Here is a 22,373-nt window from a genome sequence, read left to right as displayed (position 1 = left end):
AAGGGGACGGTGTTTTGCACCGTCCCCTTTTTAATTTCTGTATGTGCAGGCTTAGCTCAGCGTGCGGGCGACTTCTTCGCGTGTGAAAATCTCGATGACATCGTCTGGGCGAATATCTTCGTAGTTTTCGAAGGCCATACCACATTCCTGACCAGACTGGACCTCTGGGACCTCGTCCTTGAAACGTTTGAGCGTCTTGAGCGTGCCTTCGTGGATCACCACGTTGTCGCGTAGCAGGCGAACACCTGCGGAACGACGTGCAACACCTTCGGTCACCAAACAACCTGCAACTTTGCCAACGCCAGTAACCTTGAACACTTCTTTGATGCTTGCGTAGCCAATGAAGTTTTCTTTGATCTCGTTGCTGAGCAGGCCAGATGCCGCTGCTTTTACATCGTCAACCAGATCGTAGATGACCGAGTAATAGCGGATCTCGACACCTTTTTGGTTTGCGGTGTTACGTGCGGATGCGTTTGCACGGACGTTAAAGCCCATGATCGGCGCGTTAGACGCTTCGGCCAGACCAACGTCTGTCTCGGTGATCGCACCAACACCCGAGTGTAGAACCCGAACGCGGACCTCATCGTTGCCGATTTTCTCCATCGCCTGAACAATCGCTTCGGCAGAACCTTGAACGTCTGCCTTGACCAAGATCGGCAATTCAGAAACGTCTTCGTCCGCTTTGGCATTCGCCATCAGCTGTTCCAGCGTCGTCGCAGCACCGGCTGCTGCGCGTTTGTCTTTCGCAGCATTTGCACGGTATTCGGCGATTTCACGCGCCTGTGCTTCGGTTTCGGTCACGTTCAGAACGTCACCTGCTTCTGGTGTGCCGTTCAGGCCCAGAACCTCAACCGGTACGGATGGGCCAGCTTCTTTGACGCGGTTACCTTGGTCGTCGATCAGGGCACGGACTTTACCGTACTGCTCACCCACAACAAAGATATCACCCTGACGCAATGTACCGTTCTGAACCAGAACCGTGGCAACAGGGCCGCGACCAACGTCAAGCTGCGCCTCGATCACGGCGCCAACGGCGGCACGATCTGGGTTCGCTTTCAGCTCAAGGATCTCGGCCTGAAGGGCGATCGCTTCGAGCAGTTCATCAAGGCCCTGACCGGTAATGGCAGAAACTTCAACGTCCTGAACGTCGCCAGACATTTTCTCGACAATGACTTCGTGCTGCAGCAAAGCGGCACGCACTTTGTCAGCGTCAGCCGCGGGTTTATCGATTTTGTTGATCGCAACAATCATCGGCACCTGCGCCGCCTTGGCGTGCGCAATCGCTTCGATTGTCTGAGGCATCACAGCGTCATCCGCCGCAACAACCAAAACAACAATATCCGTTACCTGAGCACCACGGGAACGCATGGAGGTAAACGCCGCGTGGCCCGGTGTATCAAGGAAGGACAGCACAGCGCCGTTATCGGTTGTCACCTGATAGGCACCGATGTGCTGCGTGATCCCGCCTGCTTCGCCAGCGACAACTTTTGCATTGCGGATCGCATCCAATAGGGATGTTTTACCGTGGTCAACGTGACCCATGATCGTGATGACCGGTGGGCGACCTTGCAGATCGGCCTCGTCGTCTTCGATGATGTTGATCACGTCTTCAACGTCAGCATCGGAAACGCGCACAACCTTGTGGCCGAACTCTTCGATGATCAGCTCTGCGGTGTCTGCATCAATCGTTTCGTTTTGCGTAACCATCATGCCGTTGGTCATCAGCGCCTTAACAACAGCGCCGGTTTTCTCGGCCATACGTGCGGCCAATTCAGACACAACGATTGCTGGTGGCAGCTGCACTTCACGTACAACCTTTTCACGCTCAACCGAGCCGCCCATTGCCTTTTGACGCGCGCGCTCTTGCTTGCGCTTCATCTGAGCCATGGAACGCTGACGGCCACCTTCGCCGCCACGCAGCGCTTGGTTTACGGTCAGTTTACCGGAACGACGGTCATCAGACTGGCGGTTCTTTTTGTTCGTCTCTTCGCGATCACGCTCGGACTTGCGAGGGGTCGCGGCGGGCGCGGGTTTGTTTGGTGTGCGGGCCTGAGCAGGCGCAGGTGCCGGAGCAGCGGCTGCCGCTTTTGCAGCAGCTTCGGCTTCACGCTTGGCGCGCGCCTCTTCTTCGGCTTTCGCTTTCAGGCTTTCCTCGCGGGCGCGATCGGCAGCTTCTTTTGCTTCGATCTCGGCGCGGCGGCGTTCACGCTCTTCTGCGCGGGCCTTTTCTTCGGCTGCGCGGGCGGCTGCCTCTTCGACTTCACGTGCTTTTGCGGCCTGAACAGCCTTCAAACGACGCTCCATCTCGGAATCAGTGATACCCGCAGGACGTTTGGAAGGGTCGCCAACAGGACCAGCACCAGGGCCAGTTTGCTTTTGACCACCAGGTTTGGGAACCACAACGCGCTTGCGCTTGGTCTCAACCACGACATTCTTGGTACGCCCGTGGCTAAAGCTTTGCTTTACGTTGCTGGGGCGAGAGCCACCAAGGCCCAATGTTTTTCTACCGTCACTATCGCTCATCTAGCTCGTCTATCCTTTCGGCTGGCCGTTGCCAGCCTCGTTTTTGCGCACGCCATTCAATCTGTGAGCCTCCTCTACAACACGTAGAGTGAGTCCACCAGAGGCAAGCGCCCCATGTATCACAGTTTGACGTCCGAATGCCAAACCCAATTCATCCGCAGTAAGGCACCCGATATAGTGCCCGTAGTGCGGCGTGCTTAGTTTTGATTTGCCGCGTCCCGATCCGTCCACAGCTTGGATCAGCACCAGCGCCTCTTCTGTTTGCAACCAGCCTTTGACCTTTTCATACCCTGCCACGGCTTTACCCGCTTTGCGTTGCATTGAAATCAGGTCCACCACACGGCGCGCCAATTGCTTTTCAACTTCTTCCACCAGATCATCCGGTGTCTTTACCGGCTGTTTCGCACCACGCGAAAACAACCCTTTCTTTGCCGCCAGCGCGATCGCGGCGCGATCGGCGGAAACCCACATGCCACGCGCAGGCAACTTGCCTAGGATATCTGGCACAACCTGACCGTCTGGCCCCACAACAAAGCGGATCAAACGATACTTTGGCTGTACCTCACCCGTGGCAAGACACTTGCGTTCTGCGCCGCTTTCGCGGTCCTTGGATGCGCCTCCGCGTCCCATGCTGGCTCTCCCCGAGACCTACGATCAGGCCTCGGCTTCCTCGTCTGTTTCAGCGTCAAATTCTTCTTCAACTGCGTCTGGCTCTAATTCGGTTGGATCAACCCAACCCAGCAAAACGCGCGCTGTCATAATCATCTGCTGTGCTTCTTCAAGGCTCATGTCGAAGGGTTCTAGAACACCATCATCCTTGATCCGCTCACCATTTACTGTCGTCCAGCCGCCAGCCAGCTCCCAATCCGCACAGGTTGCGAAATCTTCGAGCGTTTTGACGTCGTCTTTTGCCAGCGCTTCCACCATTTGGGGTGTCAGGCCGTCAAATTCAATCAGGCTATCCTCGGCACCCAATGCACGGGCCGCATCAAGAGCCGCTTTGTTTTGCGCCTCAAGAACGTCACGGGCACGCGCCTGAAGTTCGCCTGCGGTTGCTTCGTCAACACCGTCGATGACCAGCAGTTCGTCAACTTCGACATATGCAACCTCTTCGAGGTTAGTGAAGCCTTCGGACACCAGAAGCTGGGCGAAGAATTCGTCCAGATCAAGGTTATCCATGAACAGTTTGGTACGCAGTTCAAACTCGGCCTGACGGCGCGCGCTTTCCTGCTCTTCGGTCATGATGTCGATATCCAAAGCTGTCAGCTGGCTGGCCAGACGTACGTTTTGACCACGGCGACCAATCGCCAAAGACAGCTGCTCTTCGGGAACAACAACTTCGATTTTACCTGCTTCTTCGTCCAAAACAACCTTGGACACTTCCGCTGGCTGCAAGGCATTCACTAGGAACGTTGGCTGATCATCGTTCCATGGAATGATGTCGATCTTTTCGCCCTGCAGCTCGTTTACAACGGCCTGAACACGGCTACCCCTCATACCAACACAGGCACCAACAGGGTCGATAGAACCATCATAGCTGATAACGGCGATCTTTGCACGCGATCCTGGATCACGGGCAACGGCTTTGATTTCGATGATGCCGTCATAGATTTCCGGCACTTCCATTTTGAACAGCTCGGCCATGAATTCTGGCGCTGTACGGGAAAGGAAAATCTGCGGGCCGCGCTGCTCGCGGCGCACGTCCTTGATGTAGACACGAATGCGGTCATTCGGGCGATAGGATTCGCGGCCGATCTTTTCGTTGCGACGCAGGATCGCTTCGCCAGCGCCTACATCAACGATGACGTTGCCGTATTCTTCGCGCTTGACCAGACCATTGATGATGGTGCCTGCACGGTCTTTGAATTCTTCGTACTGGCGATCACGCTCGGCTTCGCGAACCTTTTGCAGGATCACCTGTTTGGCGGATTGAGCCGCGATGCGACCCATTTCTACTGGTGGAACTTCTTCGATGAATTCCTGACCGATTTCGGGATTAGCCATATATTGCTTGGCTTGTTCTACCGTAAATTCGGCCTGATAGTTTTCCAGCTCTTCATCCGCAACAACTGTCCGAACACGTGTGAATGTCGCGCGACCTGTTTTGCGGTCGATCACCACGCGGATGTCCATCTCGGCGCCATAGCGGGACTTGGCCGCGCGCGCGAGCGATTCTTCCATCGCTTCGATCACCAGCGCCGGATCGATCATCTTTTCACGTGCTACCGCTTCTGCCGTTTGCAAAAGCTCTAGCTGGTTTGCGGATGTAATGGCCATTAGGTCTCTCCCTCATCAGACTCGTCGGTCTGCAGTTCATCGAATTGGGTTTCGTCAATCACACCAGACGCTTTTCGCTGGCGTAGCATTTCTGTAATCAGCTCGTCCGTCAGGACCAGTTTGGCATCGGTTAGCCAATCAAACTTTAGGCCTACGGTGCCTACGTCGATGTTGATCAGCACCTCGTCGCCTTCAACGCCTGCCAGCTCACCCTTAAAGCGGCGGCGGCCGTCGATTAGTTCTTCGGTTTCGATTTTGGCTTCATAGCCTTCGAAATTCGCGAAATCTTTCAGCCGCGTTAGCGGGCGGTCAATGCCCGGGCTGGACACTTCTAGCGCGTATTCATCAACGATGGGGTCTTCCACATCCAATACGGCACCAACTGCGGTGCTGATTTGGGCGCAGTCATCGACTTCGATGCCGCCATCGGGTTTATCTGCCATCACCTGTAGGATGGATGTCTTGCCAGACATCAAACGTAGGCGCACCAATTCATATCCCATATCTTCGATGACAGGGGTGATGATCTCGGCGAGGCGACGATCCATGGCTGCTTTTGCGATCAAATCGTTGTTCATATTCACTTGCCTTCAGGCACAAAAAAACGGGCGCGCGGCCCGTATCAGAGGTTCGGTGGGCGCTTGGTTTGGACCCGAGCGCGCCGCTGTTATCGCTCATATACGCGCGCAAGCGCTAAACATCAAGCCCCCCACCACCGCAGGGGTGCGCGCAGATCATCAAACAGGCCGCGCCCAAGGGCCGATGGCATGGCAATGCTGCGCGATACAGCATGCCCGTCAAACAGCGCGATATCCTCAAACCCGCGCAAAGCACGCCCATCAGCGATGTCTGCGCCATCCACCAGATATTCAGCCACAGCTTGGCTGCGCACCTCGGATGAGGGAATAGAGACAAGTTCGACACTGTCGAACCAACCCGCCTGTCCGTCTTTCCAATGGTCCTCAACCCGTTCTGCCAATAGCTGCTGACCTGCTGCAAAATGGCGAACGCGGTACATACCCGTCCCCACACCGCCCTGCAGGTTGTGACGGGGGCGAATGACATATCCAACTTTGCCCAGCGCAAATGGCAGCGCCGCATCGGGTCTATCCAAAGTGATCTTCACTTGGTTCGCGGTGACGGCCTCAACCGCGCCCAGCGCATCCAAGCTAAAGACAACATCATCTGCGGTGAGGGGTGCTCCATCGTGAAACTGCACATCGGGGCGTAAATCAAAGGTCCAAACCCGCGCATCTTCCGAACTGCGCCAGTCAACAGCCAGTTCACCGCGCAAAGTGCCGTCTGCGGCCACTTCGGTGAGGGTTTCGAAAACCAGCCCGACCCGCGCGATCTGCATGAACAATCCATCACCCCGCAGCCAATCATCGCTGCGTGAGGCACCAGACAGGGCGAGGCGCAACTTGCCTCCGCGTTGCGGAAGTGGTCCTGCGCTCACCCCTGCTGCGGCGAGAAGGGCGGCAGCAGCACCGCTGGCAAATAATGCACGACGATCTAGGGGTTTACGGGTCATAGCGATGCAATCTGATCCATGGCGCGGACCAGCTCAGCGCTGATCCCCGGCTCGCTTAGGGCATGGCCCGCGTTGCGCACCATCCGCAGCTCAGATTTCGGCCACGCCTTGGCGATTGAATAGGCGCTTTCTGGTGGGCAGATCATATCGTATCGGCCCTGCACAATGACGCCAGGAATATGCGCGATGCGATCCATCTGCGCCAAAATCTGGCCGTCATACTCAAGAAAGCCGTTGTTGATGAAATAGTGGTTCTCGAGCCGCGCAAAGGCGCGCGCATACTCGCCCGGACCATCAATCATCTGACCCGTCGACTGAACAGAGGCCAGCGCATTTTCCCAACCGGACCATGCCCGTGCATATCGGGTTTGAACCATCCGGTCATCGCAGAACAATCTTCGATGATAGGCCTCTATATAATCGCCTTGTTCATCCTCGGGAATGAGGGCTGTAAATTTCTCCCAGACCTCGGGCCAGAATTTGCCAGCGCCGCCACCATAAAACCAATCCAGCTCAGACTGGGTCATCAGGAAAACGCCACGCAACACCAGATTGCGCACGGCTGCCGGATGCGTCTGCGCATAGATCAGCGAAAGAGTCGCACCCCAGCTGCCGCCAAAGACCACCCACTGCGCAATCCCCAGCGTTTCGCGAATCAGTTCGATATCTTCGACCAGATGCCACGTCGTATTGTCCGTCACCGAAGCAAAAGGCGTTGATCGGCCACAGCCGCGCTGATCAAAAAGAATCACGCGATACTTTGCCGGATCGAAATATCGCCGCATGGAGGGGCTGCACCCACCACCCGGACCACCGTGTAAAACAACGACAGGAATGCCATTGGGGTTGCCGCATTGCTCTACATAGATGTTATGGCCCTGCCCCACAGCAAGCATGCGCCGATCGAACGGGTCGATTGGCGGATACAGATATTGCACTGCGCGCTTTTGATCAGGGGTCTTATCCATTACGAGCCTATATAGTACGAAAGCAGACATTGAATACAGGAGCGCCAAAATGCAAGCGCATCAAAACACGGTAGACCCCGAAGAAGTTGCTAAATTTGAAGCAATGGCCGCCGAGTGGTGGGATACCGAGGGTAAATTCAAACCGTTGCACATGCTTAACCCGTGCCGGTTGGACTATATCACCTCGCAAATCGCGGGCGAGTTTGATCGCGACCTGTCTGCGCCTGAACCCTTTAAGGGTTTGCGTATTTTGGACATCGGCTGCGGCGGTGGATTGCTTTCCGAACCTATGGCGCGCCTAGGGGCTACTGTTGTTGGCGCGGATGCGGCGGCGGGAAATATCCCTGTTGCAAAAATCCACGCCGAACAATCCGATCTGAACATCGACTATCGCCACACCACCGCCGAAGCATTGGCCGAAGCGGGTGAACAATTTGATGTTGTGATGAACATGGAGGTGGTCGAACATGTCGCCTCGCCCATCAGCTATCTCACCGCGTGTCGTCAGCTGCTGAAACCCGGCGGGCTGCATATTTGTTCAACCATCAACCGCAATCCTAAATCCTATTTTGTTGCGATTATCGGCGCGGAACACGTGATGCGCTGGCTGCCGAAAGGCACACATGAATGGTCCAAATTCATCACGCCAGACGAATTGTACAAATTGCTGGAAGACGCTGGATTAGAACCCGTTGACCGCAAGGGTTTCGTCTTTAACCCCATTCTTTGGAGCTGGAGCCTGTCGGCAAAAGATCTAAGCGTGAACTACGTCACGGCCAGCCTGAAACCCAAAACCTAACCTAACTGCGTGCGCAGCTCTCTCAAAATGGGGAGCGCGGCGCGCGCTTTGTCTTCGCCGAGCTGCTCAACAACATTTGTAATCATCGGCGCAATTGAGCTGAGTGCGGTTTCACGCGCCTGACGGCCTGCGGGGCTGATCGTGACCATTTTACGCCGCGCATCATCCCAATCGGGGCGAATGTGAACATAGCCAGCCCACTCTAGCTTGTTCAAAGTATTGGTCATCGCGCCACGGGTGACGTGAAATGTCTCGGCCAGTTGCGCAGGAGAGCGTTCTGTTTCGCGCCACGCAAGGTGGTTCAATACAGAGAAATGAGAAATCTCCATCCCCTTGGGCAGCACCTTGCTAAGCCTGCTCCGCAAAATCTGGTCTGTCCCCAGAATCTCGCTGAACAGCATAATTGCAAGGGTATTGGAATCTTCGCTCATTCCGGCCTTTTAAAGGGGCGCTTGTGACTCATACTCGGGACCTTGGCGCGCGCCTCATTGATAAGCGCCAAATCCAACTCAAACTCATAAACGCCAGCCGCAGTTCCTGCGTCTAGAATAACCTCACCCCAAGGGGCAACAACCAGCGAATGCCCGTAGGTATCACGCGTCTTGTGCTGTTCGCTCGCGTGGGTGCCAGTTTGCGCAGGCGCGATCACAAAACAACCCGTTTCAATCGCCCTTGCCCGTAGCAGAGTATGCCAATGCGCCGCACCTGTAACCGGAGAAAACGCCGCAGGGACGGTTAGGATCTGCGCGCCTGCTTCGACCAATGCCTGAAACAGTTCGGGGAAACGCACATCATAACAGATTGCCATGCCGATATTTGCAAACGGCGTGCGCGCCATAACAGCCCGATCACCAGGGCGATAGGCGGCTGATTCTTTCCATGTTTCGGTCGGCGTTACCTGCACGTCGAACATGTGAATCTTGTCATAACGCGCGACGATCTCACCCTTAGGGTCAATCAGGAATGATCGGTTGGCAAAGCGCCCGTCATCATCCCCCGTCTTGAGCCCAAGCGACCCAATCAAAAGCCAAACGCCCAGCTGTTTTGCATCAAGGCGCAAAGCAGCAAGTGTTGGATCGTCTTCTTCAAAATAAAGAACGCTGTCTTGGTGGCTGCGGCTGGTCGAAATGCAATTGCTCACCTCTGGGGTGAGAACAAACTCGGCCCCCTGATTGGCCGCATCCTTCAGCATCGCGCGGGTCGAGATCAGATTGCCCGCCGGATCATCCGTTACGTTCAGCTGAAGGATGGCCGCCTTCATGCTGCCAACAACGCGTCAAGCTTGCCCGCACGTTCCAGCGCTTGCAGATCATCGTTACCGCCAACGTGGATTTCGCCGATAAAAATCTGCGGAACCGTACGGCCACCGTTTGCACGTTGGATCATCTCTGACTTGCGGTCAGGATTGGCCAGAACGTCCACCTCGGAAAAGCTGACACCCTTTTGGTTCAATAAACGTTTCGCGGCATGGCAAAACCCGCAAAGAGGGGAGGTATAGATTTCGACAGGCTTCATAGTCTCGTCCTTTTCAACATTGGTTGAACAAGGATTTAAGCTTCTTTTACCGCTCTTGCTAGTGTCAGGATGCGAACAGGCCCAGAACCCGCGTCAAAACAGGCATTTGTGCAGGCCTTTAGCGTTGCGCCAGATGTCATCACATCGTCGACCAAAAGGATCGGCTTACCATCCAGACGGTGCCCTCTTTTGGGGTGGGGGGTGATCGCCTTTTCCAATGCCACCATCCGCGCCTCGTGGCTCAGCCCCTCCAACGAAGGCGTTCGAACGCGGCGCAGCAAGGCATCGGGGCAAAAGGAAACGCCGAGGTTTTTCGCCACCTCTGCGCCCAAAAGCGCAGATTGGTTATAGCGGCGGCGCAATAATCGCGACCAATGCAGCGGCACAGGCACAACCAATGTGTCCTTGGATACCAAATTGCGCACCATATTGGCCATCCAGACACCAGCTGGCCGCGCCAATTCCTGCCTGTCACCATGCTTTAACGCCAGAACCAGTTTCCTACCGTTGCCGCGATAAATCACCGCAGCACGCCCCTGAACCCAAGGCGGCGGATCCTGCATACAAGTATCGCAATGAAACACCCCATCCTTGCCACCAGAGGTCAGCGGAACACCGCAGGCATCACAAATCGCCCCACCCAAAAACGCGGTTTCGCGCCAACAAGGACCGCAAAGGCCGAAATCACTTTCTACCAAATCGCCACATGTTGTGCAGCGCGGGGGATAGATCATCGATACTGCTGTTTGAAGTTGCGCCAACACCAGCTTATGTACCTTTCATGACAACGCCCATGACAGACATTAATACGCTGAACACCCGCCGCGCCCGTGCGACCACAGATGGATTGTTTTTGCACAAAGCAGCGGCTGATGAGCTACAGGATCGTCTGCTCATGGTTAACAAATCATTTACAGATCAGGCCGTTGTTACTGGGTTCCCCGAGTTTTGGGCCAATGAATACCCCGACGCCACGGTTACAACTGATGCTGAAACGCTAGATCTCGAAGCGCATTCGCAGGATTTGGTTGCCCATATGATGGGCCTTCATTGGGCGAATGACCCTGTAGGGCAGTTGATCCAATGTCGCCGCGCGTTAAGGCCCGATGGCCTGTTCATCGCCATCAGCTTTGGCGGTGATACCCTACAAGAATTACGCCGCGCGCTGGGCGAAGCAGAAATCGCCGTAACGGGTGGCCTTTCCCCGCGCATCGCACCAATGCCCGAGCTACGCGATTTGGGTGGGTTACTTCAGCGGGCCGGTTTCGCGCTGCCAGTTGCAGACACTGCCACCCTTACTGTTGAGTATCGCGATATTTGGCACCTGATGCATGATCTGCGCGCCATGGGGGAAACAAACGCCCTCAATGCGCGCCTTCGCAAACCGACCAGCCGCGCCGTTTTCAACAAGGCACAAGAGCTATATGCCCAGCATTTTTCAGCCCCTTCCGGCCGCCTAAAAGCCAGCTTTGAATTACAGGTCTTAACAGGTTGGGCGCCGGATGCCTCACAACCACAGCCCCTAAGACCAGGATCAGCACAACAGCGACTGGCCGATGCCCTCGGCACTCCAGAAAAGCCGTTGCACGATTGACCCAGCGTAGAAACCAACTATGTCAAAGAGCACATCAAGCAGGATAGCACCATGACCGCAACATGCCCCGTTCACGCCGCAGCAGATCATCCAAAGATGCCTCGCCCGAAAATCGGCATATTACTTGCCAACTTGGGGACACCTGACAACTATGACTATTGGTCAATGCGCCGCTATCTAAGCGAGTTTTTATCCGATCAGCGGGTCGTGGATTATTCGCCTTGGTTCTGGCAGCCGCTTTTGCAGCTGGTAATCCTTACCAAGCGCCCCTTTGCATCTGGCGCGGCCTACAAATCAATCTGGAACGAAGAGGAAGGCGAAAGCCCCCTTCTCACCATTACCAAAGCGCAAACAGCTAAAATCACTACCGAGATGGAAAAGACCTATGGCGAAGACGTCATGGTTGATTTCTGCATGCGCTATGGCAACCCCTCGACGCAAAGCAAAGTACAGGAAATGGTTGCCGCAGGTTGCGACAAAATCCTCTTTTTCCCGCTATACCCTCAATACGCTGGCGCCACCTCTGCCACGGCATGTGACAAATTCTTTGAGGCGTTGAGCAAGGAAAAATGGCAACCAGCCAGCCGAACGGTGCAACCCTATTTTGATCGCCCCGACTATATCGAGGCGCTTGCCCAATCTATCGAAGCGAAATACGCCGAGCTTGAAACCCGTCCGGATATTTTGGTGTGCTCCTATCACGGCCTGCCACAGCGGTATTTGACCGAAGGGGATCCGTATCACTGCCAGTGTCAGAAAACGACGCGCCTTTTGAAAGAGCGGTTGGGCTGGGAAGACACTGACATCAAAACAACCTTTCAATCCAAATTTGGACCAGAGGAATGGCTTCAGCCCTATACGGTTGAAGAGGTCGCGCGACTGGCCGAGCAGGGCAAAAAGAACATCGCCGTCTGCGCACCTGCGTTTTCCGCCGATTGCATCGAGACGCTTGAGGAAATCAACGAAGAGATTTTCGAAAGCTTTGAAGAGGCTGGCGGTGAGACATTCACCTATATCCCATGCCTGAATGATGATGACGCGCATATCGCTGCGCTATGCAATGTCATTCGTGAAAACCTGTTGGGTTGGGTTTGATCCTGCCCACGCAAGACAAGTTGCCAAACCGAGCAGACAAATAAAAAAGGCGGCGCAATGCGCCGCCTTTTTTCATTCCAGTCATAGACTGAAAATTAGTCAGCCAAAGCTGCTGCAACCAGAACCAAAAGCAGTACTGGAACCAGAACGCCGGAAGAAGAGCTGGATGCTTCTTCGATGATTACTGGTGCTTCGATGATTGGGTCCGCAAGGGAGCCCGCGGAAGCGGAAGTAGCTGCTGCTGCAAGTGCGGCTGCGAGAACGAGTTTTTTCATAGTAAATAACCTCCAGAAGATGGCACGCCACGATTCTCAGCATGAAACGCGCCTTAAGACTTACCTCGTGATGTTCCGTAAATAGCATCTATTCGAAAATTGGAACAAACTTTCACCTTTTATTCATGACAATCGAGTGACTGTCGTCAAATTAGCAACACTTGAGTGCCAACTTTCGCTTGGGCAAATAATTCCGCGATATGCTCATTGTAGAGACCGATACAACCGTTGGATGAACGGCGCCCGATTTTGCGCGTATCGTGGGTTCCGTGAATACGGTAATACGTCCAAGACAGGTACAATGCATGTGTCCCCAAGGGGTTCTCAGGGCCTGGCCCGATGAACTTTGGCCACTCGGGATTACGCTCTAGCATAGACGGTGTCGGGCGCCAGCTTGGGCCTTCGACTTTGCGGATGATTTCTGTCCGACCACGGCGCGTCAACTCTTGGGTCAGCGGAACGCTGGACGGGTATAGCTTGTAGGTCGTCTGGTCTTCGGACCAGTAGTGAACCGCACGGCTGTCGATATCGACAAGGATCGCGCCGTTCTTTGTGTTGTTAAAATACGGCTGCCAATCTAGCGTTCGGAAGCTAGAAATATTGCGACGCACCACTTCGGTGATGTCACGCTCGGTTTCAGTTGTGGCTTGACCGTTTACGCCGGTGGTGGATTGCGCAATCGCCGGTGCTGCCAGCATCGCAGCACTTCCTGCAAGAAACCCGCGGCGGGTATTCATCTTGAACTTTTGGTTAGACATTTCATGTCTCCAGCTAAAAAACGTTATGTTGTCCATATATTGCGCCAAAGACACGTTTTCAAATCAAACCCGCGTTAGATAGGCGGTTCACCGCGAAGTGTATTTGAACTGTTGCACCTCAGCATGTATTGCCAATTTATGAATTTAGGCTTGGAGTAGCGTAATGATCCGTCTTTTTACTCTTTTACTGGTTGCAGTTGTGGGTTTGTCCGCCTGCCAGCCCGCCACTGTCCCTCTTGGCGCTGACGGCAAACCTGTGCCAACTGCTTACAAGATTACCCAACGCGAGACCGCTAAGATTCCTTTCCGGATGCTTGATTCGGTTAACTCTTTGCGTGGTGCTGCGGCTTTGGGGCCGGTTGCGCTTGATTCCCAGCTAACAGCTGCGGCAGCGACCCATTCACGTGATATGCAAATCCAAAACCGTCCTTGGCACTTTGGCTCGGACGGATCGTCCCCTGTTGATCGTGTCCGCCGCGTTGGCTATCCAGGGGCGCTTGTCGGCGAAGTGATTTCCGAGACCTATGAATCCGAACTTGAGACGCTGGGCGCGTGGATGTCCCAACCCGACACACGTCGTATCCTGATGTCAGCTGATGCTACCAAAATGGGATTTGCGTGGTTTCAGGAAGAAAATGGTAAAATCTGGTGGACGCTGGTTATGGGCGGCTGACCAATCGGTCAGCCCCATTGTTTATGGGTTGATCGAGATCGGCGTGCCGTCTTTGACCATCGCATAGATACGTTCCATTTGCTTGTTGTTCACAGCAATACAGCCCCACGTCCAGTCACCTTTATCCAACCGCATCGGGTGACGTTGGCCGTGAATGAAAATCTCACCTCCGGGTGATTTCCCCAACGCCCGCGCAACGCGAATGTCTTCTGCGTTTGGATAAGAAATTCCTAAAGACAGATGGAAACGGCTATTGGGGTTGCGTCGGTCAATCCGATAGTTCCCCTCTGGTGTCTTGCCATCCCCTTCCACCTGCTTGTGGCCTTCGGGGGCAAAACCGAGAAAGATGTCATAGTCTTTCAACACGCGGTCCTTATGCAAAAGATACATCTTTCGCTCGCCCTTGTTGACGACAACACCCGTTACCTCGGGACCATTATATCGTTTGAATTTGCTGGGGCTACACGCCCCTAAGGTCGCAACCGCTGCGCCACCCAATATCAGATGTCTTCGTTTCATATGCCTGCCGCCTCATCCGTTGTCGGATCGTTATTGACTACACCATATCAAAAAATTGGCAGTTCACAAATACGTCAAAAGCCAAAAAACGGCAAAACACTGCGCAAAGGGCTAGGCCCGTGATATTTGCGCAGCAAGTTCAACATGCGAGGACCAGCGAAATTGGTCTACCGGCTGGACCCAGTCCAAGGTGAAACCAGCAGCCACCATTTGCGCAACATCACGTGCAAACGAGATCGGGTTACAGGACACATAGGCGATCCGTTTGATATCAGAGCGTATCAATTCAGCCGTCTGCGCCTCGGCGCCCGAACGGGGCGGATCAAGGACAACGGCGTCGAATTTTTTGAACTCATCCGGCAGCAGCGGACGGCGGTATAGATCACGCGCCGCATGGGTCACTGTTTTGAGACCCTTCGCCATGCGCCAGCCTTTGTCCATCGCCTCGACCATCTGCGCCTCACCCTCTACGGCGAGAACTTCGGCGTTTTGGGCAAGCGGCAAGGTAAAGGTGCCGCAACCTGCAAACAAATCAACGACACGTTTGGCCCCGTGAACCGCCTCCTGCACAGCGGCCAGCAGCTGCGCTTCGCCATGGGCGGTGGCCTGCATAAACGCACCCGGTGGGGGGCAGACATCGGCAGCGCCAAAACGCTGAACGGGGGGGGAGCGTTGGGCAATCACTTCGTCTTCCCATGTCAGACGGGCGAAACCACGGCTTTCGCACAAACCCGCAAGCGCAATCCGCAACGGACCATCCAAGGGCTTACCGCCGCTCACCTGCACATCCAACCCGCGCGGAGATGTTGTTACGGTTACGGCCAAAGTTGCTTTTCTGCTGCCGCCGATCACGGCCAAGGCTTCTGCAATTGGGCGGGCAGCCAGCAGTTCTGGTTCAACCAGCTGGCAATCGGGAATTTCCACAACGGTCCCCGACGCGCGACCGTGAAAGCCCGACATGGTTCCCTTTTTGGTGCGACGTGCCGCAAAGGTAGCGCGCCTGCGCGATTTGGCTGGTGACGTTACAATCGGCCTGATTTCTGCGCTGAGCCCCTGCGCAGCCAAAGCTTGTGCAACAAGGTCCGTCTTCCAATCGGCGACAAAACGATCCGAAGCATGCTGCAATTGGCACCCGCCGCAGGCCTTGAAATGGCGACAAGGCGCGGCAACACGATCATCGGCCGGAGAAATGATTTTGACATCCGTTAAGGTCGAGCCGTCCAAGACCCCCGAAACAACTTCCCCCGGAAGAGTCGTAGGCGCAAAAACCGGACCTTCGGCGATCCCGTCGCCATAGATACCAAGGTGAGTAATGTTGTGTTCTGTCATACCCCCGCCATAACCCTGCTGGCGCTTGTCGGCTAGTCCCTATTCAACAGGCTTTATATCCAGAAAGCCGCCAGATTGGCGTTCCCAATAACCAGCATATAGCCCCTTTTGGGCCAGTAACGCGTCGTGGGTTCCTGCCTCGGCGATGTGCCCTTGGTCCAAAACGATGATCCGATCCATTTCGCGCAGGGTTGATAGGCGGTGGGCAATTGCCATCACGGTTTTACCTTCCATCACCCGATCTAACGCCAGCTGAATCGCCGCCTCGACCTCGCTGTCCAAGGCGCTGGTTGCTTCGTCCAAAACCAATATCGGCGCGTCTTTGATAATGGCGCGCGCAAGAGCGATCCTTTGCCGTTGACCTCCAGACAGTTTTACGCCCCGTTCACCCAAATGCGCATCATAGCCTTTGCGGCCTTTGTGGTCTTCCAGCTCTAGAATGAAATCATGCGCCTCGGCCTGTTTTGCCGCAGCGATCATATCAGCCTCTGACCCTTCGGGTTTACCGTATAAGATATTCTCGCGGGCTGATCGGTTAAACATCGCGGTTTCTTGGGTCACCATTGCGATAGAACGGCGCAGGCTTTCTTGGGTCACGCCGCGGATATCTTGTCCGTCGATCAAAATCCGACCTTTCTCCGGCTCATAAAGCCGTAGCATCAGGGAAACCAATGTCGATTTGCCAGCACCCGATGCGCCAACCACACCCAGTTTTTCACCAGCCCCAATCGTCAGATCAATATTTTCGATCCCGCCAGTTTTGCGCCCATAAGCAAAGCCGAGCCTTTCGAAAATCACCTCACCCTGTGTTGCATCCAGTCGTTTGGCGTTTTCAGCATCCTCTAGTCGCGTGCGCGGCGTAAGGGTGCGCATGCCGTCTTCGATCTCACCAATGTTGGAATAGATGGCCATCAGCGTAAAACTGACCCATCCTGTCATCTGCGCGATACGGATCGAGATCGCACCAGCCGCCGCAATATCACCTGTACTCGCCGCCCCCTGTCGCCACAAAACGACCGTCGCGCCAATTAGCAAAACCGGCAAAATGCCAGCAAGGCTCATCAAAGCAAAGCGGAAGCCAGCGGCCAGATATCCGAACTCAAGCGCGCGTTTGCGAAAGCTTTCCATTGAATCCAGCGCTGCGCGGTCTTCGTGATCATCATGGGCAAACAATTTCACTGTTTTGATGTTGGTGATCGTATCAACCACCTGCCCCGATACCAGCGAACGCGCACCAGCCCGCCCCGCCGAGCGGTGCCGAATGCGCGGCATGAACCAATTGATCAGAGCAAAATACAGGCAAAGCCAAACCGCCAAACCCACCGCAACCCAGCCATTTATCGCAACCAGCAAAAACACCGCGCCAAACAGGGATGCCAATGCAAAGGCCACGACGTTAATCATCTCGGCAGCAACATCCGTCACCGCACGCGCGGTCTGCATCTGCTTTTGCGCAATACGGCCTGCAAAATCATCATCAAAAAAGCTGACATTCTGCCCCAGTGACCAACGGTGAAGGCGTGACAAAACCAGCGGGTTAACATTCGGCTGAACAATGATCGCGTTGGATGCCGCGGACAGGCCAAAGAACAAGGGCCTAGCGATCAGGAAAAACCCGATGGACAGCGCAATCATCGCCGCATTGCGACCGTCAAAAAATGCATCAGGCCCGCTGGCGACCGTTGCATCAATCACCCAGCCTAATATCAACGCGGTTCCCGCCTCGAGCGCGCCCGCGATCGCCGAAAACGCCGCCGCAAGCCAAAGCGCAGGCCACGCGCCCGACAGGCACCACCGCATGAACGCACCCAATGTCTGAGGCGGAGGGCCGTTCGCTGGTTTGAACGGTTGAATCAGATTAGCCATGTTCATGTGTTTTCATCTTCCATTTGCAAGAACCCGCCAGATTGCCGCGCCCAGAACTGAGCATAAAGCCCCCCTGAGGATAAAAGCGTTTCGTGATCGCCGTCTTCGACAATCTGCCCCTCATCCAATACCAAAATCCGATCCATCTGCGCGATGGTGGAAAGACGGTGCGCAATCGCGATAACGGTCTTGCCCTCCATCATGCCATAAAGAGTTGTTTGGATCGCGGCTTCGACTTCGCTGTCCAGCGCGCTTGTCGCTTCGTCCAACAAAAGGATTGGCGCATCTTTCAGGATCACACGCGCCAAAGTTATTCGCTGCCGCTGCCCCCCCGATAGCTTTACGCCCCGCTCACCAACCCGCGACGCATAGCCCGTCCGCCCTTCGGGATCTTGCAGCTCTTGAATAAACTCATGCGCTTCGGCTTGGCGGGCGGCCTCTATCACTTCGGCTTTGGTTGCATCGGGGCGGCCATAGCTGATGTTTTCCAAAACCGAGCGATGCAACAGCGCGCTATCTTGTTGGACCATACCGATCTGCCTGCGCAGACTGTCCTGTGTGACAGTAGAAATATCCTGACCATCAATTTTGATCACGCCAGCCTCAGCATCATAAAATCGCAAAAGAAGCTTGATTAGGGTCGATTTTCCAGCGCCTGAGCGCCCGATCAGGCCAATCTTTTGACCCGGTTCAATTGTCAGATCAATCGCGTTAAGCCCCCCTGATTTGCGCCCGTAATGATGGGAAAGCTGGGACATTTCTATGCGCCCATCGACCAGTTTCAAGGGTTGGGCATTTGGGGCATCAACCAGCTTAACGGGCTGGGCGATCGTCTCCATCCCTTCTGCCACCACGCCAAGCTGGCGAAAGAAGGAGGACAGCGCCCACATGATCCACGCCGTCATGGAATTCAGCCGAAGCGTCAAAGTAGCGGCCGCGGCAACGGTCCCCACGCTGGCCGCACCCTGCAGCCAAAGCGCCAAGGCCCAGCCAACAACACCGACGATCAAAAGACCGTTGAGCATGACCAACGAAAAATCCATCGTGGTGAAAATCCGCTGTTCCTGTTGGAATGTGCGCCGCGCCTCTTCAATCGCCTCTTTGGCGTAAAGCTCTTCTCGGTCGTGGTGCGCGAACATCTTGACCGAGTGAATATTCGTATAGGCATCCACCACACGCCCCGTCACAGCCGAACGCGCATCCGACGCCGCCTTGGACGCTGGACCAACCCGGCGGATCGTCCAGCGCGACAGCAGAAGGTAAACAGCAAACCAAATAGCCAGCGGTAATAACAATCGCGGATCAGCAGTGGTCAGCAAAATCGCCGCGCCAATCAAATAGGCCAGCGAAAAGGACAGCGCATCAAAGGCCTGAAAAACCACCTCGCCCGCAGCGGGCGGAGTTTGCATGATCCGGTTTGCGATCCGGCCAGCAAAGTCGTTTTCAAACCAGCCAACCGATTGACGCAAAACCTGCCGATGCGCACGCCATCGGATGAGCGTGCCAAAGTTAGGCAAAATCGCATTGTTGATCAGCGCAACATCAAGAACCTGAAGGATTGGTCGCAAGAAAACGATCAGCAAACCGACAATGATCAGCTCGGTTCCGTGCTTTGCCCACATTTGCTCGGGGCCTTGATCCAATACATCGACGATCCGCCCCATGTAATAGATCAGACCAACCTCAATCCCAGCCACAAGGATCGACATAAACGCCGTCAAGGCAAAGACTTTTTTGAACGGCTGGCTATACCCCAAAAAGAAAGGCCACAAAGTTTGCGGCGGGTGATCTTCTTCGGGGTATTCTGTGTAGGGATCTACGAGATTTTCAAATAGTCGGAACATTGCAATGACCTATGACCGTTTCGCGCAAGCCTATCCTGTCATTCAAGGGAAAGACCATCCACGATTCAAAGGTTTGCAGCCTTTAACAGCTCTGCTTTTTGCATTTCGAATGCAGAGGATATCCACGCCGCTTTGAGCTCCGCCAGACACGCCCCTAATGCCGCGCCTTGATATTGGGGCATGAGGTCACTCGCGGAAATCGGAAAAACCTGTTCAGCAGCCTTTATTAGAGCCTGAACATAGCTGGGATTCGGTAAGGTCTCAGCGATTGCGGATTGGATCAAATGTGCTTGTACTGCAATCTCGCTTCCGTGCTCGTATGCGACCCCTAGCAACGAAGGGCCATCATAGGCAGCGTGATAGATCGTTTCGTATTTCTTTTTCTCTGCATTGCTCAACCTGAGCCTAGAAGGAACATCTGCCCCTCCCATAGAAACCAGCCGCCCTATCCAATCCGGCGTCACATTCACATGCGTGGCGCCATGGATCATCAGCATGGTAAGTTTTGGGTCCGCGCCCGATAGAATAGTCCCTAATACACCCGTTTGGGCCATTGCGGCTAAAGCAGTAGATGGGTCATCTGCAGCAAGAAGTTTTTTGATTTCCGTTCCAACCCGCTCCGCAGAAAGTGTCTCTAACCCCGACAAATTAGACCCTATTGCAGCAAGCGCATCTGCGTCCAACCCTTCAGAGGTATCACCATACCACGCATGAAAGCGGAAATACCGCAGGGTTCTGAGGTAATCCTCGCGAATGCGTTGCTCTGCGTTTTCGATGAACCGAACACGACGCATGCGCAGATCATCCAATCCACCCAAAGGATCAATCACCGCCCCGTCACGATCTGCATATAATGCGTTCATGGTAAAATCGCGACGGCGTGCATCGTCTAGAATGTCGGTGGAAAACGCCACAACAGCGCGGCGGCCATCCGTTTCCACATCACGGCGGAATGTCGTCACCTCATAACCGACACCATCAGAAACAACCGTGATGGTGCCATGATCAATTCCGGTTGGAACGGGTTTGAGATTTGCAGCCTTGGTCAATGCGATCACCTGATCAGGCGTAGCACTTGTCGCCATGTCAACGTCGCTCATCGGTTCACCCAAAAGGGCGTTTCGAACGCAGCCACCAACGTAATACACCTGATGACCACCCGCCAAAATCGCATCGCAAACCGCGCGTGCAGAAGGGACGTTTAGCCAAGGGGCATCTGTCGAATTCAGTTTTGTATAATCTCGCTCCATGAGCGAAGCATACGCGCAGTCGCGCCCCAGATGTAGTAGGGTCCGAAAGGCACCACAAAATAGTGGCGCTTCTGCCCACGCCACCTGCGCGATTGAATCTGATAGTTATCAGGATTCAAAACATGGGTGAGCGGAACCGCAAACACTTCATCCACTTCACCAGGTTCTGGGCGAACGACAAAATCGGATTTCACAAAACCCACAACGGGCGTAACGATGAAACTGGTTATCGTCTCATGTTGGGGAAGCGTTCCCAGAATTTCGACGGTATCAGGGGGCAATCCGATTTCTTCATCGGCTTCCCGCAGAGCCGCGGCGATGACATCTTTGTCGCCTTCATCCTGCTTTCCCCCCGGAAAGGCAATTTGCCCCGGGTGATGTTTGAGAGCGGCTGAGCGTTTCGTCAGCAAAAGGCTCAGCCCGTTTTCTGTTTCAACGATGGGGGCAAGCACGCCAGCAGGGCGCAATTTGCGACCCGCTGGCAGAACTGTTTCAGGGTTCAGATCAAAATCGGAAGACTGAACACCCGTCTGGGCCAAAGACTTCCGAAAGTGTTCAAGTTGATTACGCATTGCCTTCGGCTTCAAAACCAACCGTTTTTGGATCTAGGTTGTAATGCGCGCCACAGAACTGGCAATCAGCCGTGATTCGACCATCCTCTGTTGTCATTGTCTCTAGGTCCCGCGCCGAATAGATGGACAGGCTTTGGCGGACCTTATCTTCAGAGCAGCTGCAACCAAAGTGAACGCGCTGTTTGTCAAAGACACGCGGTGCCTCTTCGTGGAACAACCGCAGCAGCACTTGGGAAGGTTCAACCGTTGGGCCAACCAGCTCCAGATCATCAACTGTATCCAGCAGAATATTCACGCGGTTCCAGTTTTCTGTTTCATCATCGTTTAGCAAATCAACAGGCTGCAAAGTCTCGCCTGTACCCTCTGCTTGCGCCGCAAAGGGTGATGCCTTTGGCATGTGCTGAAGCATCACACCACCAGCGCGCCACTCTTCAACCCCATCCGCCATGGTAGATTTGCCAAAGGTCAGTTCAAACCGTGTGGGCAACTGTTCGGATTGGGCAAAGTAACCCTCGGCTGATTTTGCCAACCCTTCACGAGAAAGCGGCGAAATACCTTGATAGGGTTTTGTGCCTTCACCCTGATCAATCATAACCGCAAAATAGCCGTCACCGACCTGATCAATCGGATAGCCATCCGTCAAACGATCAGCGTCATAGCTGGCATAGGCACGGATTCGCGCGGGACCGCCATCCTCTTGGGGGCCGTAATAATCTGTCGAGATCATACGAACAGGGCCGTTTGACTGAACCTGCAATTGCAATTTCCAACGCAGTTTCATGGTTTGACCAATCAGCGCCGTCAGCAGAGCCATCTCCGCAACCAATGCTTCGACCTGCGGGGGATAGTTATGTTGCTCAAGGATTCCGCCCAAAGCGGTATCCAAACGGGCAATCCTCCCGCGAATATCCGAGTTATCAAGCTGGAATGGCAGAACCGTATCGTCCCACCCATTGATGTTTGCATCTGTCATTTTCATCTATCC

The 22,373-nt window shown here is 54.6% G+C and carries 23 protein-coding genes; 4 read left to right on the top strand and 19 right to left on the bottom strand.

The genetic code is table 11. From position 1 onward, the window contains the following. Positions 1-51: 51 nt before the first annotated feature. From infB to pip, 6 genes are all read right to left on the bottom strand, one after another. Complete coding sequence (infB, locus tag Z948_RS0108120) at positions 52-2,523, bottom strand: translation initiation factor IF-2 (RefSeq protein ID WP_025059070.1); 2,472 nt, start codon at positions 2,521-2,523, stop codon at positions 52-54. A gap of 9 nt (positions 2,524-2,532) precedes the next feature. Next, on the bottom strand, positions 2,533-3,153 hold the full coding sequence (locus tag Z948_RS0108115; protein WP_025059069.1) for an RNA-binding protein: 621 nt from the start codon (positions 3,151-3,153) through the stop codon (positions 2,533-2,535). Between the two features lie 24 nt (positions 3,154-3,177). Beyond that, the gene (gene nusA / locus Z948_RS0108110; RefSeq protein WP_025059068.1) at positions 3,178-4,800 is read right to left on the bottom strand and encodes a transcription termination factor NusA; all 1,623 of its coding nucleotides are present in this window, start codon (positions 4,798-4,800) and stop codon (positions 3,178-3,180) included. Beyond that, positions 4,800-5,378: a ribosome maturation factor RimP gene (gene rimP, locus Z948_RS0108105; RefSeq protein WP_025059067.1), complete on the bottom strand. Its 579-nt coding sequence runs from the start codon at positions 5,376-5,378 to the stop codon at positions 4,800-4,802. Before rimP ends, nusA begins: the two co-directional genes overlap by 1 nt. A 122-nt stretch (positions 5,379-5,500) precedes the next feature. After that, positions 5,501-6,331 (bottom strand): ABC transporter substrate-binding protein, encoded by an 831-nt coding sequence (locus tag Z948_RS0108100; protein WP_025059066.1) that lies wholly within the window; start codon positions 6,329-6,331, stop codon positions 5,501-5,503. Beyond that, entirely contained in the window at positions 6,328-7,299 is a 972-nt protein-coding gene (pip, locus tag Z948_RS0108095; RefSeq protein WP_025059065.1) for a prolyl aminopeptidase, read from the bottom strand. Before pip ends, Z948_RS0108100 begins: the two co-directional genes overlap by 4 nt. Positions 7,300-7,348: 49 nt before the next feature. Here pip and ubiG point away from each other — a divergent pair, with 49 nt between their 5' ends. Beyond that, positions 7,349-8,098, top strand: coding sequence for a bifunctional 2-polyprenyl-6-hydroxyphenol methylase/3-demethylubiquinol 3-O-methyltransferase UbiG (ubiG, locus tag Z948_RS0108090; protein WP_025059064.1), 750 nt, complete (start codon positions 7,349-7,351; stop codon positions 8,096-8,098). Here the strand turns inward: ubiG and Z948_RS0108085 are convergent. From Z948_RS0108085 to Z948_RS0108070, 4 genes are read right to left on the bottom strand one after another with little or no spacing between them, the layout of a single operon-like run. Beyond that, complete coding sequence (locus Z948_RS0108085; RefSeq protein ID WP_025059063.1) at positions 8,095-8,529, bottom strand: MarR family winged helix-turn-helix transcriptional regulator; 435 nt, start codon at positions 8,527-8,529, stop codon at positions 8,095-8,097. The two genes, ubiG and Z948_RS0108085, sit on opposite strands and share 4 nt — an antisense overlap. Beyond that, positions 8,526-9,359, bottom strand: a complete 834-nt coding sequence (locus Z948_RS0108080; RefSeq protein ID WP_025059062.1) for a carbon-nitrogen hydrolase family protein — start codon at positions 9,357-9,359, stop codon at positions 8,526-8,528. The genes Z948_RS0108085 and Z948_RS0108080 overlap by 4 nt, the downstream gene beginning before the upstream one ends. Beyond that, complete coding sequence (gene grxC, locus Z948_RS0108075; protein ID WP_025059061.1) at positions 9,356-9,613, bottom strand: glutaredoxin 3; 258 nt, start codon at positions 9,611-9,613, stop codon at positions 9,356-9,358. Before grxC ends, Z948_RS0108080 begins: the two co-directional genes overlap by 4 nt. A gap of 35 nt (positions 9,614-9,648) precedes the next feature. Next, positions 9,649-10,347 carry a ComF family protein gene (locus Z948_RS0108070; RefSeq protein WP_174416573.1) on the bottom strand — a complete coding sequence of 233 codons (699 nt, stop codon included), beginning with the start codon at positions 10,345-10,347 and terminating at the stop codon, positions 9,649-9,651. A 59-nt stretch (positions 10,348-10,406) separates the two neighbouring features. Between Z948_RS0108070 and Z948_RS0108065 the strand changes: the two genes are divergently transcribed. Together Z948_RS0108065 and hemH are read left to right on the top strand one after the other, a co-directional pair. Beyond that, positions 10,407-11,207: a methyltransferase domain-containing protein gene (locus Z948_RS0108065; protein WP_245604562.1), complete on the top strand. Its 801-nt coding sequence runs from the start codon at positions 10,407-10,409 to the stop codon at positions 11,205-11,207. Positions 11,208-11,258: 51 nt separating this feature from the next. Beyond that, positions 11,259-12,302, top strand: coding sequence for a ferrochelatase (hemH, locus tag Z948_RS0108060; protein WP_025059058.1), 1,044 nt, complete (start codon positions 11,259-11,261; stop codon positions 12,300-12,302). 95 nt (positions 12,303-12,397) lie between these two features. Here the strand turns inward: hemH and Z948_RS0108055 are convergent, their stop codons facing one another. Together Z948_RS0108055 and Z948_RS0108050 are read right to left on the bottom strand one after the other, a co-directional pair. Then, positions 12,398-12,577: a hypothetical protein gene (locus Z948_RS0108055; protein ID WP_025059057.1), complete on the bottom strand. Its 180-nt coding sequence runs from the start codon at positions 12,575-12,577 to the stop codon at positions 12,398-12,400. Between the two features lie 146 nt (positions 12,578-12,723). Beyond that, on the bottom strand, positions 12,724-13,335 hold the full coding sequence (locus Z948_RS0108050) for a L,D-transpeptidase (protein WP_025059056.1): 612 nt from the start codon (positions 13,333-13,335) through the stop codon (positions 12,724-12,726). Positions 13,336-13,498: 163 nt separating this feature from the next. Here Z948_RS0108050 and dalA point away from each other — a divergent pair, with 163 nt between their 5' ends. After that, positions 13,499-14,008 (top strand): divisome-associated lipoprotein DalA, encoded by a 510-nt coding sequence (gene dalA, locus Z948_RS0108045; RefSeq protein WP_025059055.1) that lies wholly within the window; start codon positions 13,499-13,501, stop codon positions 14,006-14,008. A 21-nt stretch (positions 14,009-14,029) separates the two neighbouring features. On the opposite strand, the gene Z948_RS0108040 is transcribed toward dalA, so the two are convergent. The 7 genes from Z948_RS0108040 to hslO form a co-directional block, all read right to left on the bottom strand. After that, positions 14,030-14,527 (bottom strand): L,D-transpeptidase family protein, encoded by a 498-nt coding sequence (locus Z948_RS0108040; protein WP_025059054.1) that lies wholly within the window; start codon positions 14,525-14,527, stop codon positions 14,030-14,032. A gap of 111 nt (positions 14,528-14,638) precedes the next feature. Further along, positions 14,639-15,856: a class I SAM-dependent RNA methyltransferase gene (locus Z948_RS0108035; protein WP_025059053.1), complete on the bottom strand. Its 1,218-nt coding sequence runs from the start codon at positions 15,854-15,856 to the stop codon at positions 14,639-14,641. Positions 15,857-15,895: 39 nt separating this feature from the next. Next, the gene (locus tag Z948_RS0108030; protein ID WP_025059052.1) at positions 15,896-17,728 is read right to left on the bottom strand and encodes an ABC transporter ATP-binding protein; all 1,833 of its coding nucleotides are present in this window, start codon (positions 17,726-17,728) and stop codon (positions 15,896-15,898) included. Then, positions 17,725-19,566: an ABC transporter ATP-binding protein gene (locus tag Z948_RS0108025; protein WP_025059051.1), complete on the bottom strand. Its 1,842-nt coding sequence runs from the start codon at positions 19,564-19,566 to the stop codon at positions 17,725-17,727. Before Z948_RS0108025 ends, Z948_RS0108030 begins: the two co-directional genes overlap by 4 nt. Before the next feature lie 65 nt (positions 19,567-19,631). Beyond that, positions 19,632-20,816, bottom strand: coding sequence for a CCA tRNA nucleotidyltransferase (locus tag Z948_RS0108020; RefSeq protein WP_025059050.1), 1,185 nt, complete (start codon positions 20,814-20,816; stop codon positions 19,632-19,634). After that, positions 20,792-21,388, bottom strand: a complete 597-nt coding sequence (locus tag Z948_RS0108015) for a CoA pyrophosphatase (protein WP_025059049.1) — start codon at positions 21,386-21,388, stop codon at positions 20,792-20,794. The genes Z948_RS0108020 and Z948_RS0108015 overlap by 25 nt, the downstream gene beginning before the upstream one ends. After that, positions 21,381-22,361 (bottom strand): Hsp33 family molecular chaperone HslO, encoded by a 981-nt coding sequence (gene hslO, locus Z948_RS0108010; RefSeq protein ID WP_025059048.1) that lies wholly within the window; start codon positions 22,359-22,361, stop codon positions 21,381-21,383. The genes Z948_RS0108015 and hslO overlap by 8 nt, the downstream gene beginning before the upstream one ends. Positions 22,362-22,373 lie beyond the last annotated feature (12 nt).

Source organism: Sulfitobacter donghicola DSW-25 = KCTC 12864 = JCM 14565 (assembly GCF_000622405.1).
GTDB lineage: Bacteria > Pseudomonadota > Alphaproteobacteria > Rhodobacterales > Rhodobacteraceae > Sulfitobacter > Sulfitobacter donghicola.
Note: the sequence above shows the minus strand (reverse complement) of the source record. Positions and strands in the feature narration are given on the sequence as shown.